At 72.2% G+C, this 11,670-nt stretch carries 11 protein-coding genes and 1 pseudogene; 8 read left to right on the top strand and 4 right to left on the bottom strand.

Annotation, left to right across the window (positions count from 1 at the left end; genetic code table 11):
• Positions 1-155 precede the first annotated feature (155 nt).
• From RAN62_RS17045 to RAN62_RS17025, 6 genes and pseudogenes are all read left to right on the top strand, one after another.
• Positions 156-1,202, top strand: a pseudogene (locus RAN62_RS17045) (GAF domain-containing protein); the annotation flags it as partial.
• An 87-nt stretch (positions 1,203-1,289) separates the two neighbouring features.
• Complete coding sequence (locus tag RAN62_RS41370) at positions 1,290-1,709, top strand: methyl-accepting chemotaxis protein (RefSeq protein ID WP_438874514.1); 420 nt, start codon at positions 1,290-1,292, stop codon at positions 1,707-1,709.
• A gap of 16 nt (positions 1,710-1,725) precedes the next feature.
• Complete coding sequence (locus RAN62_RS17040; protein WP_305785636.1) at positions 1,726-2,343, top strand: carbonic anhydrase; 618 nt, start codon at positions 1,726-1,728, stop codon at positions 2,341-2,343.
• Between the two features lie 113 nt (positions 2,344-2,456).
• On the top strand, positions 2,457-2,987 hold the full coding sequence (locus tag RAN62_RS17035) for an RNA polymerase sigma factor (RefSeq protein WP_305785635.1): 531 nt from the start codon (positions 2,457-2,459) through the stop codon (positions 2,985-2,987).
• Positions 2,984-3,724 carry a hypothetical protein gene (locus tag RAN62_RS17030; RefSeq protein ID WP_305785634.1) on the top strand — a complete coding sequence of 247 codons (741 nt, stop codon included), beginning with the start codon at positions 2,984-2,986 and terminating at the stop codon, positions 3,722-3,724. Before RAN62_RS17035 ends, RAN62_RS17030 begins: the two co-directional genes overlap by 4 nt.
• Before the next feature lie 373 nt (positions 3,725-4,097).
• Complete coding sequence (locus RAN62_RS17025; protein ID WP_305785633.1) at positions 4,098-4,241, top strand: hypothetical protein; 144 nt, start codon at positions 4,098-4,100, stop codon at positions 4,239-4,241.
• 4 nt (positions 4,242-4,245) lie between these two features.
• Here the strand turns inward: RAN62_RS17025 and RAN62_RS17020 are convergent, their stop codons facing one another.
• Both RAN62_RS17020 and RAN62_RS17015 read right to left on the bottom strand, forming a co-directional pair.
• Complete coding sequence (locus RAN62_RS17020; RefSeq protein ID WP_305785632.1) at positions 4,246-7,578, bottom strand: 3-keto-alpha-glucoside-1,2-lyase-like domain-containing protein; 3,333 nt, start codon at positions 7,576-7,578, stop codon at positions 4,246-4,248.
• Between the two features lie 95 nt (positions 7,579-7,673).
• The gene (locus RAN62_RS17015; RefSeq protein WP_305785763.1) at positions 7,674-8,534 is read right to left on the bottom strand and encodes an AraC family transcriptional regulator; all 861 of its coding nucleotides are present in this window, start codon (positions 8,532-8,534) and stop codon (positions 7,674-7,676) included.
• Positions 8,535-8,623: 89 nt separating this feature from the next.
• On the opposite strand from RAN62_RS17015, the gene RAN62_RS17010 reads away from it, so the two are divergent.
• Positions 8,624-9,535 (top strand): NAD(P)/FAD-dependent oxidoreductase, encoded by a 912-nt coding sequence (locus tag RAN62_RS17010; RefSeq protein WP_305785631.1) that lies wholly within the window; start codon positions 8,624-8,626, stop codon positions 9,533-9,535.
• A gap of 4 nt (positions 9,536-9,539) precedes the next feature.
• Here the strand turns inward: RAN62_RS17010 and RAN62_RS17005 are convergent, their stop codons facing one another.
• Positions 9,540-10,523 (bottom strand): LacI family DNA-binding transcriptional regulator, encoded by a 984-nt coding sequence (locus RAN62_RS17005; protein WP_305785630.1) that lies wholly within the window; start codon positions 10,521-10,523, stop codon positions 9,540-9,542.
• Positions 10,524-10,583: 60 nt separating this feature from the next.
• Between RAN62_RS17005 and RAN62_RS17000 the strand changes: the two genes are divergently transcribed.
• Entirely contained in the window at positions 10,584-11,402 is an 819-nt protein-coding gene (locus tag RAN62_RS17000) for a phytanoyl-CoA dioxygenase family protein (RefSeq protein ID WP_305785629.1), read from the top strand.
• Between the two features lie 7 nt (positions 11,403-11,409).
• Here RAN62_RS17000 and RAN62_RS16995 read toward each other — a convergent pair whose 3' ends face one another.
• Entirely contained in the window at positions 11,410-11,655 is a 246-nt protein-coding gene (locus RAN62_RS16995; protein ID WP_305785628.1) for a hypothetical protein, read from the bottom strand.
• Positions 11,656-11,670 lie beyond the last annotated feature (15 nt).

The raw sequence follows: 11,670 nt of genomic DNA, 5'->3' as shown, positions 1-11,670 counted from the left end.
TCGATCGCTGTGCGGTGTCCGGAGGCTAGCTTTCCGTTACAGTGCAATGACTGAGCGTGCGATGACGAGAAGTCGTCCATCCGGCGAAGGAACGACGCTCAAGTCCGGCACCGCGCCGCCGAAAGGTCTCCTCGATCAGATGAGGGAGGCAGCCAATGTTCGGTTCCAGCAAGCGGTCCGCGGCGGAGCAGCTGCACGCGGAGCTGGCCGAGAGCCGGGCGGACGTGCAGGCAGTGACCACGCTCATGCGGGCGATGGAGAACGCCGCGTCACCGGACGAGGCCATCGGCACCGCGCTGCGGCAGGTGCGCGACCTGTTCGGGTGGGCCTACGGGTCCTACTGGCAGCTGGACCGGGCCGCCGGGGTGCTGCGCTTCGCGCAGGAGCACGGCAGCGTCAACGACGACTTCCGCCGGGTCACGCTCGAGGCGGCGTTCGCCGAGGGCGTCGGCCTGTCCGGCCGGGCCTGGCGCAGCCGCGACCTGGTGTTCGTGCGCAACATCGCCGACCTCAGCGACTGCGTCCGCGCCCCCGTGGCCGCCCGCGCCGGCGTGCGCAGCGGTGTCTGCTTCCCGCTCATCGAGGACGGCGCCGTCGTCGGCACGATGGACTTCTTCGCCAACGAGGAGCTCAGCCCCTCCGACGGCCGGATGGCCGTGCTGCGCGCGGTCGGCCAGCTCGTCTCGGGCGCGCTGGCCCGGCTGCACGAGGCGGTCCGCCAGGAGAAGGCCGTGCAGGACACCGAGGCCGTCTCCACCGTGATCCGCAAGCTGACCGAGGTCACCAGCCGCGACCAGGCCCTGCGGGTGGCGCTGGAGACCATCCGCGCCGACTTCGACTGGCAGTACGGCTCCTTCTGGCTGCTCGACGAGGACGCCGCCGTGCTGCGCTTCGCGCTCGAGTCCGGCGACGCCGGGGCCGAGTTCCGCAAGGTCACCATGTCCGCGTCGTTCGCCAAGGGCGTCGGGCTCTCCGGCCGGGCCTGGGCCCGCGACGACCTGGTCTTCGTCGAGGACCTGGGCGAGCTCACCGACTGCGTGCGCCGCCCGGCCGCCCAGGCCGCCGGCGTCAAGTCGGGCGTGTGCCTGCCGATCCGGGTCGGCGGCAAGATCATCGGCACGATGGACTTCTTCGCGACCCGCACGCTCATCATGTACCCCGGGCGGGAGAGCGCCTTGCGCAACACCGCGTTCCTGGTCGGGCAGGCGCTCGAGCGGTTCGCGTCGCAGGAGCATCTGAACACCGCCGGGCGTACGCTGCTCGACTCGATCGCCGAGGTCGAGCGCAACGTGACCTCGGCCGCCGCCGTGGCCGCCCGTAGCGAGCAGCTCACCGTCGAGGCCAACCAGCAGGTCGCCGATCTGGGCCAGGCCAGCGCGCAGATCAACGAGGTCGTGCAGGCCATCCAGGCGATCGCGGCCCAGACCAACCTGCTCGCGCTGAACGCGACCATCGAGGCCGCCCGGGCCGGGGAGGCCGGCAAGGGCTTCGCCGTCGTCGCCGGCGAGGTCAAGGAGCTGTCCGGCGAGACCGAGCGGGCCACGACCGAGGTCAGCGCGAAGGTCAGCACCATCCAGTCCCGCGTGGACGCCGTCACCGCCTCGCTGTCCGAGATCCACCACGCCGTGGAGGAGATCAACGAGACCCAGAAGTTGATCAGCGGCGTGCTCACCGACCAGATCGCCGTCACCGGCGCCATCCTCGACTGATTTCCTGGAGTCCGAAGTGCCGAAGCAAACCCCCTGGAGCAAGCTGCGCGCCGGCAACCGCCGCTGGGTGCAGGAGCGCAGCACGGCCGGCGCCGCCCGTGGTGCCGCCCGCCGCGCCAAGCTCAGCACCTCGCAGGCGCCCTTCGCCCTCGTGCTGGGCTGCTCCGACTCGCGCCTGCCGGCCGAGATCGTCTTCGACCAGGGCCTCGGCGACCTGTTCGTGGTCCGCACGGCCGGGCACGTCCTGGACACCGCCGTCCTGGGCTCGGTCGAGTACGCCGTCGCGGTCCTCGGCGTCCCGCTGATCGTCGTCCTGGGCCACACGGGCTGCGGCGCCGTGGCCGCGGCCACCGGCATCGTCGACGGCGCGCCCGTCCCGCCCGGCCACATCCGCGACATCGCCGGCCACATCGCCCCGAACGTCCTGCGGGCCCGCGCCGCCGGAGCGGAGACGGCGACGGAGATCAGCGGCCACCACTCCGCCCTCACCGCCGAGCTGCTGCGCGAACGCTCCCCGCTCGTCGACGCCGCCGTGCGCGAGGGGCGTCTCGAGATCGTCCCCGCGCAGTACGACCTCTGCACCGGCACGGTCGCCGAGGTGTCCGCCCAGCCCGCCGTGGCCGCGGCGGCCTAGGTAGCGCAGTTTTCGAGCCCCGGCCCGGCCCTCCTCGGGCCGGCCGGGGCTTCGCCGTGAAAAGATCCGGCGGACGGTGTGACAGGACCCGGGCAGCCGGACAGGTAGCGGTCATGAAACAGCAAACGGCGGAGGACCGGTTCCGCGCCCTCCACGAGGCGACATTCCGCGACCTGCTGCGGTTCGTCGAGCGCCGGGTGCCCCCGGACGAGGCCGAGGACGTCGTCGCGACCGTCTATCTGACCGCGTGGCGGCGCTTCGGCGAGGTGCCCGAGGACGCCCGGCCGTGGCTCTTCGCGGTGGCCCGGCGGACCATGGCCAACCAGACCCGCGGCTGGCTGCGACGCAAGGCGCTGGCCGTGCGGCTCACGGCCACCGACGAGCGACACCACCCCGACAGTACGGCCGGCGCGGCGTCGCGCATCGACCTGGAACGCGCGTGGCGCGGCCTGAGCACGGCCGACCGCGAAGTGCTCGCGCTCGTGGCGTTCGACGGGCTCACCTCCGATCAGGCGGCCACCGTGCTGGGATGCCGCCGGAGCACGTACGCCATGCGCCTCGCCCGCGCCCGCAAGCGGCTGCAAGCCGCCCTCGACCCCCGCCCCGACGCCGCATCCGTGCCCATCCTGCAGGAGCAGCCGTGAACCTCTCCGTCCTGGACCCTTCCCGCGACCGCGAGCCGACCGAGATGGAGTGGGCCCGCTCCCGCGCCGCCGTGGAGCGAGCGATCGCCGGCGGGCGTCCCGCACCCGCACCGAACCGGCGCTGGCTCACCGCGGGCGCCGCCCTGGCCCTCGGCGTGGCCGCCGCCGTGGTGGTGCCCGCCGTCCTGCCCGGCGCCGGCAACGAGGCCATCGCCTCGTGGACCGCCGTGCCGACCGCCCGCACCGGCGACCAGGTGCTGCCGCAGGCCCGCGAATGCGCCCGCAACGACGTCGGCGGCACGTCCACCGATTCGGTCGCGCCGGCCGACGTCCTGCTCGCCGAGCAACGCGGCAAGGCGACGCTGCTCGTCCTGCGCAAGCCCGGCGACATCACGGTCGAGTGCCTGTCGGCCGGGGACGTCGGCATGGCGTCGATGTCGCTGACCGGTCCCGGCGCAGTCCCGCCGCCGGCGCCCGCCGGATCGGTGACTCTGGAGACGATGAGCTCCTACGGCGACGGCGACGACATGTGGTCCAACATCATCGGCCTCGCCGGCCCCGGCGTCACCGGAGTGGAGGTACGCCTGGACAACGGCCGGGTCATCCAGGCCAGCGTCCGCAACGGCTGGTGGGGCGCGTGGTGGCCCGGCCCGGAGGGCGGCGAGGTCGACACGTTCACCGTCGTCGTGCACGCCGGTGTCCGTACCACCACCCACCGCCCGTCCCAGCTGCCCTGACCGGGGCGCGCCGGCCGGAAGGGGCAAGCCGGCGCGCCGGACCGGGTCCTGCTCGATCCGCTCGGGCCGGACGGAGATAGCCGCTCTCGGCCCGCGATCCACGACCACATCGCGGATGCGGCGCTCACCTCACCGCTCACCACTGTAGTGAAGGGCCTGCTGATACCGCCCATGTCGAAGGTCCGGCTCTACGCGGCGATCCGTCGGGACGCTCGCGCCGGCTTGTCCGGCCGGGCGATCGAGGCCGAGTATCACGTGCACGCCGGACCGTGGGCAAGGTGCCGGCGTCGGCCTGGCCGGAGCAGCGGAAAGCGTTACCGGCTCGGCCGTCGAAGCTGGACGCGTTCAAGCCGGTGATCGATGAAATCTGTGGATGGATCTCGACACGCCACGCAAGCAGCGGCACACCGCCAAGCGGATCATCGATCGGTTGATCGCCGAGCAGGTCATGGCGAACGGCTCGACGGTGATCGGCCCGGGATCGGGCCCGCGGGCGGGATGCCCACGGGCCCGGTGAGCGGTTACGCCGGTTCGATCCAGATGGTGCGGTAGCGGACGTTGGCGCCCGGGTCGCCGTGGTCCTGGAGGCGGATGGGCTGGGCGGATGCGTTCTCGGCCGCGCCGTTGCCGGTCGGGCCGTCGATCTCGATGTTGTTGTGGACGGTCACGCCGTTCCAGACGACGGTGACGCGGGCGTTCTCGGTTTTTGTCGTGCCGTTCCAGCGGGCGGCGCGGAAGGTCACGTCGTAGGTCTGCCACGTTTCCGGGGCCGTGGCGGCGTTCGAGGACGGCGCGCGCTTCAGATAGATGGCGCCGGCGTCGTCGGTGGCGGGGACCTGCTTGCCGTACGAGTCGAGCACTTGCAGTTCGTATCGGTCCTGCAGGTAGATGCCGCTGTTGCCGCGGGCCTGACCGGTCACGTCGGCCGGCAGGGTCGGGATCTGGAATTCCACGTGCAGCTTGAAGTCCCCGTACGTCTGCTTGGTGCGCAGGTCTCCGCCCAGCACCTCGGCCGACCCGCCGGAGACCGGCCACGTCGGCGCGCTGCCGTCGGCGTTGCGGAAGGCACCGAGCGTCCCGCCGTCGAAGAGGGTCACGCGGCTGGTGCCGTTGTGCGTCCAGCGTTGCTGGGCCACGTTCGCCCACTCCCAGAGTTGCACGGCCGTGCCGTCGGCGCTCGCCCCGCCGGCCGCGTCGAGCACCTTGCCCGACGCCGGGTTGAGCAGCGAGCCGTTGGCCTGGGTCTGCCACACCTGCGCGGCGCTGTTGTTGCAGGTGTAGAGCTGCACCTTGGTGCCGTTGGCCGTGCCGGCGTTGTCGATGTCGAGGCACTTGCCCAGCGCCCGAAGCGTGTCGCCCTCGCGGGTCCAGCTCTGCGCGGACGAGTTGTTGCACGTGTAGAGCTGCACCTTGGCGCCGTCGGCGATCGAAGCGTTGTCCACGTCGAGACACTTGCCGCCGATGCCGGTGATCGTGCCGGTCTTGGTGGCAGCGGCGGACGCGAGCGTCAGGCTGTCCAGGTTGACGTGGCCGGAGTCACCGCTGTCGACCCGGTACGAGACGGTGTTGCCGCCCGCCTGCAACGTGACCGTGTCAGTCACGTTCGCCCACGTGTCCCAGTTGCCCGTGTCGGCGAAGCTCACCTGTTTCACGCGCGTGCCGTTGACGTACAGGCTGAGGGTCTTGGTCCCGGCGGCCGGGTTCGGGCCGTTGCTGAAGCGCAGCGACACCGGGTACGCCCCGGCGGTGGGCACGTTGACCGTGAAGGTGGTCGCCGCCCCGGCCGCGCTGTGGCCCGCCGCGAAGCCGGTGCCGGTGTAGCCGGTGTGGTCGCTGGCGAACGACGTGCTGCCGCTGAGCCCCGACCACTCGGCCTCGACGCGGTCGGACTTGAGTGTGGTGCCGTTGGCCAGGCTGTTGAGCGTGTACCAGGCCTCGGTGCTCCACAACGACGAGCCCGACGCCGAGGTGAACGGGCGCGGGGAGCGGACGTGCACGACCCGGCCCGGCTTGAGCCCGGCGAGTTTGAGCGTCACCTTCAGCTTGTCGGCCGACAGGGTGGCGGACGTGACGGTCAGCGTCTCCTCGTCGACCTTCGGGCCGCCGTAGTCGGGCGTGGGCACGTAGCGCCACTGCTTCGCCCGGTAGCGGGTGGCCAGCTGCGCGGCGGTCGCGTCCGACACGGGCTGGGTGTACTCCAGCTCGAAGCCGTCCGTGACGGCCCGCATCGCCTTGATGTCGAAGACGCTGGTGCCGTTGGGCGTCAGCTTCTGGAGCCCGTACGTGAGCTTGCCCTCCTGGCCCCAGTTGCCGCCGGCGCCGAGCCCGCCCGCGTAGAGCGCGCCGTCCGGGCCCTGGCTCAGCCGCAGCACGCCCATCTCCAGGCCCTGGGTGAGCCGGAACACCGCACCCTGGTACTGGCCGCCGACCTTCTCCAGGTACGCGCGCTGGATGCCGCCGTAGGTGACGTCGCCGAAGAGCATCTGACCCGCGTACGGGCCCGAGCTGAGCATCAGCGGCGTGCTCGGCGAGTTGGCGATCTCGTTCTGGGGCAGCCACAGCACCGGCTGCGTCACCGGCTTGAGGTCGAACGGGCCGTCCGGGTTGGTGTAGTGGCCGAAGAAGCGGTCCTGCTTGATCTGTACGAGCTTCGACGCGGGGAGCCAGCCGCCCTGGTTGTCGAGCACGAAGATGTCGCCGTCAGGGCCGAAGTTCAAGCCGTTGGGCGTACGCAGCCCGCCCGCGACGTACTGCACCGCGCCCGTGGACCGGTTGATCTTCAGCGTCGTCCCGCGGTTCGGCGAGCCCTGCGGGTCCGTGGTCGCGCCGCCGAGGTTGATCGAGACGGACAGGTTCAGATAGAAGTAGCCGTCCTGATAGAGCAGCCCGAACGCGAACTCGTGGAAGTTGCCGTCGAAGGGCCACGTGGCGACGCGGCGGTACTGGTCGATCGTGCCGTCGCCGTTGGTGTCGTTGAGCTCGGTCAGCTCGTGCTTCTGCGAGACGTAGATCTTCCCGTCGACGATCTTGAGTCCCATCGGCTCGCGGAGACCGGTGGCGATCTTCTTGTACGTGACCGGGCCGCTTCCGGTGGCGCCGGTCAGGACGTACACCTCGCCGGCCACGGTGTCGCTGCCACCCCACGTGGCGATCGCGAGCCGGCCGTCGGGGAACCAGTCCATCGCGCTCACCTGCGGCTCGAAGCCCGGCGGGCGCAGGTTCCCCAGCGTGTAGCCGGGATGCACGCCGGTCAGCGGCAACCCGTCGCCCGGGCTGTCCCCGGCCGTCTCGCACTCCTTGCGGCCCGGGGCGGTCACCCGCACGACCCCGGCGTCGGTGCTCAGCACGCTGGTCGGGACCACGGCGTACGCACTCGCCCCCGGCGGCCGCCACTCCAGGGTCAGCTGCTGCCCGCCGTCCCGTTCGAAGAAGTCGATGTGCAGCCCGTGGTAGCCGGTGGCCAGCGCCACGGAACCCTCGACAGCGGTCGCGCCGTGCGCGCCGTCGTTGGTGATGACGGTCGTGTTGTCGATGCGCAGGCGCGAGCCGTCGTCGCTGGTGAGGCGGAAGGCGTACGTGCCGGCGGCGCCGATGTTGATGTTGCCCAGCACCTCGGACTGGAACCGGTCCTCGAGCCCGAAGTCGGCGGCGGTGGTCCAGTTGATCGTGGGGAGCAGCTTGTCGACGTTCGGGGTCTGGCCGGGTTTCAGCGTGCACAGCGAGTCACGCGACGTCTGCAGGTCGAACGTGCGCAGCGTGACGCCGGGCTCCTGCGGGGGCACGTCGGCGGCGGCAGCGGGCACGGCGGGCAGCAGGCCCGCGATCGTGGCAGCTATCAGCAGGCTTCTCTTCATGGACCGCCCTCACTTTGACTTCGACGAGGATCGATGCCTTCGATGCCTGAAGACGGTAGGCCGCTTTCGTACGGCAGTCCATAACTTTTGCGCGTTTATTGAAAAGTGTTGTTTCCAGATTCGCGCCGGAACGCGCCGGGGGCCCGGCCGTACTCGCGGCGGAATGCCCCGGCCAGGGCGGATTCGGTGGCATAACCGGCCCGGCGGGCCACGGCGGCCAGGGGCGCGTCGGTCTCGCGCAGCAGGCGGGCGGCGTGACCGAGACGATGGGCCAGCAGATAGTCCGCGGGCGTCCGGCCCACCGCCGCGGTGAAACGCCGGGTGAACGTGGCCCGCGACATGCCCGCCGCCCGGCTCAGGTCCTGCACCGTCCACCTGGTCTCGGGGCGCTCGTCGATCGCGCGGACGGCGGCAGTGATCGCCGGATCGGACGTCGCCGGCCAGTCCGCCGTGTCGAGCCAGCGGCGCAGCGCGTTCGCGATGACGAGATCCAGCCAGGCGTGCCGCGCGGCGTCGACGACGAGCCCCGCCGCCTGGTGCTCGTCGAACAAGGCCGTCAGCGAGTCCGGCGTACGGACCACGATCGGGTCGGGCAGCGCGGCCAGATAGGGGTGCACATGCTGCCCGGGCCCCAGCCGGTACGCGCCGCAGAGGAACTCGAAGTCGGCCGGCCCGGCCATCGGCTCCGCGGTGCCCAGCTCGACCGGGGTCAGCCCGCGCAGCGCCCGGGGCGCGGAGGCGAGCCCGTGGTCGGCGCCGGAGGTGACGAGCACGACGTCGCCCGGCCCGACCGCGACCGGAGCCGCGTCGCCGGTCAGCAGCCAGCCGGTGCCGCGCAGGACGACGTGGAAACCGCTGCCGACCAGATCCGAGAAGCCCAGGTCCCAGGGGCCGGACTGCCGGAACCGCCGCACCGTGCCGCGCCCCACCCGCAGGGCGGCGAGCGCCTGACTCATCGCGTCCACCGGCGCGATGCTACCTACGCGCACCTGTGTGCGACGTCGCCGCATGGTCCCCGGGCCGTCGGCGGGCTTGGCTGGAGGGCATGAGGGATTGCATCGTCATCGGCGCCGGCGCGGCGGGACTCAGCGCCGGACTGACGCTCGCCCGGGCCCGGCGTACGACCTGGATCGTCGACGCGGGCCGCCCGAGCAACCTGCCCGCCGCCGTCATCGGGGGCCTGCTGGGTCACGACGGGCGACCGCCGGCCGAGTACTACGCCGCCGCGCGCGCCGAACTCGCGGCCTACCCGGCGGCCGAGCTCACCGGCGGCGAGGTCTCCCGGGCGGTCCGCCAGGAGGACGGCACGTACGCGGTGACGCTCGCCGACGGGCGCCGGGAAACCGCGCGGACGCTTCTGCTGGCGCCGGGGATGGACTATCGGTATCCGCCGGTGTCCGGGCTGGCCGAGCGGTGGGGCGGCGACGTGTTCCACTGCCCGTTCTGCCACGGCTGGGAGATGCGTGACCGCCCGGCGGCGGTGCTGGCGACCGGGGCGGTCGGCGTGCACGGGGCCTTGAATCTGCGCGCGTACACGGACGACATCACGTTGCTGACCAACGGGACCGAGCTGTCCGGCGCGGAACGGGACCAGCTGGCCACCGGCGGCGTCAAGGTGGACGAACGGCCGGTCGCCGCGGTCGACGGGCCGGGGGCGCGGCTGAGCGCGGTGCACTTCACGGACGGCGCCGGGCTGGATGTGAAGGCCCTGCTGGTCAAGGCGTTCCTGTACCAGCGGTCGTCGCTGGCCCGGGATCTCGGCGCCACGGTGACCATGCTGCCCGAGCACCTGGGGGTCGAGGCGATCGTCGTCGACGCGATGTTCCGTACGGGGGTGCCCGGCCTTTTCGCCGCCGGCGACGCGGCCACGTCCGTCCCGCCCTCCATGGCGGCCGCCGTCGCGTCGGGCTATCTGGCGGGAGCGGGCGCGGCGGTGCTGGCCGCGGCCGGGTACTGACGGCTCAAGTGCTGGCCCGCACGACCAGACGGTGACCGGCGACGACGCGGCGGGCGGGGGCGCCGGCGGGACGGTCCTCGAGACAGTCGAGGGCCGCGCGGGCGATCGCCTCCTTGTCCGGGGCGACCGTGGTGAGCGGCGGGTTGCCGTAGCGGCCGTCCTCCACGTCGTCGAAGCCCGCCACCGCCAGGTCGCCGGGGACGGTCAGGCCGTGCCGCAGGGCCGCGCTCATCAGGCCCAGGGCCAGCTGATCGCTGAAGCAGAAGGCGGCGTCGGCCCGGCCCCGCAGGGCGGTGAAGGCGTCGGCGCCGTCGGTGCGGTGCAGCCGGGCGACGGGGATCTCGAGCGTCGGATCGGCCGTCAGCCCGGCCTCGGCGAGGGCTTGGCGGTAGCCCTCCAGGCGCCGGGTGGCCGTGCCGTTGCCCAGGTGGGGCTGCAGGCCGACGGCGGCGATGCGGCGGTGGCCCCGCTCGATCAGGTGCCGGGTGGTCTCGCGGGCGGCGGCCACGTTGTCGACCGCCACGTGGTCGAAGAGCCCGCCGGCGTCCTGCTCGCCGAGCAGCACGACCGGCACGTCCGAGGCGCGGTGGGTGATCTCGGCGGGGGAGAGGGCCCACGGGCTGAGGATCACGGCGTCGACGGTCTGGCCGGGCACGCCGTCGATCAGCGTCCGCTCGACCTTGGCGTCGCCGCCGGTCTGCTGGATGGAGAGCAGCAGAGAGCGCCGCCCGGCCTCCTCGGCGAGCAGGCCGGCCAGCTCGCTGAAATAGGGCGAGGCGATCTCGGGCACGGCCAGGGCGATCAGCCCCGAGCGGCCGCCGCGCAGGTGACGGGCGGCGGCGTTGGGCCGGTAGCGCAGCTCGTCGATGGCGGCCTGCACCCGGGACCGGGTCTCCGGCGCCACGAGGGCGAAGCCGCTGACCACATTGGAAACGGTGCGGACCGACACCCCGGCCCGCTCGGCCACCTGTCGCAGGGTCGCGCTCATGGTGAAAACTCTACCGGGAGGACTTGCAACGTGGCATGCCACGTTGCAAGCCTAGAGGACATGACGACGACCGACATCGGAACCGCAGCCCGCGAGGCCATCTACCGCGACGGCATCACCGCCTGCAAGGGCGCCTTCACCCCCGAGTGGGCCGACACCATGCGCGAGGACATCGAGAAGGCGTTCGCCGAGGCCATGGCCCGGCCGAACGGCGCGGTCGGCCGCGGGCCCAAGCGCTACTACGTGGAGATCCACCCCGAGCAGCTGCGCGGCTTCGTCGACCTGGTGACGCACCCGTGGGTCACCGCCGTGTGCGAGGCCGTGCTCGGCCCGCAGTGGCAGATCGTCGAGCTGGGCTTCGACATCCCCTTCGCCGGCGCGGTCAACCAGCCGTGGCACCGCGACTTCCCCATGCCCGAGATCACCCGCACCCAGGGCAAGCTCGACTCGCTCGCCTTCAACCTCACCGGCGTGGACACCGAGGAGGACATGGGCCCGTTCGAGATCGCGCCCGGCACCCACTTCGACGACTCGCCCGACTTCGGCCACGGCATGTTCCCGCCCAAGAAGGCGTACGGGCGCTACGACGAGCGTGCGGTGCGCAAGTTTCCGAAGCGCGGCGACATCTCGGCCCGCTCGGCCCTGACCATCCACCGGGGCACGCGCAACGACTCGCAGAAGTCACGCCCGGTCCTGGTGCTGGGCATCGACGGGCCGGGCGCGATCAACGGCGACCGCCACGACACGGCGGTCACCCACGACTATTGGGCAGCCCTGCCCGAGCAGGTCAAGCAGCACCTGCACTGCCCGGTGGTGGACGTGCTCACGCCGATCACCCAGAAGCACACCATCGAGGGTCTCGTCATGGGTGAGGCGTGAGCACCACTCACCGCTGCTCCTGCTTCTCCTCGAAGCAGCGCTGGACCGTCTGACGGGCCCAGCGCATGCGGCGCACGGCCAGCTCGGGGTGCTCCCCGAACTCGTAGGCCATGGCCGCCGAGCAACCCACCGGCCCGGCGTCGGCCAGCAGGGTGGTGGTCTCGCGGACCACCGCCTCCTGGTCCGGGCTCTCGCCGGCCTGCAGCGTCGAGGCGAACAGGGCCTCGGCACGTTGATGGTGTCGGTTCGTCATCGGACTCCTTGCCCT

The sequence above is a fragment of the Symbioplanes lichenis genome (assembly GCF_030709675.1).
Taxonomy (GTDB): domain Bacteria; phylum Actinomycetota; class Actinomycetes; order Mycobacteriales; family Micromonosporaceae; genus Actinoplanes; species Actinoplanes lichenis.
Note: the sequence above shows the minus strand (reverse complement) of the source record. Positions and strands in the feature narration are given on the sequence as shown.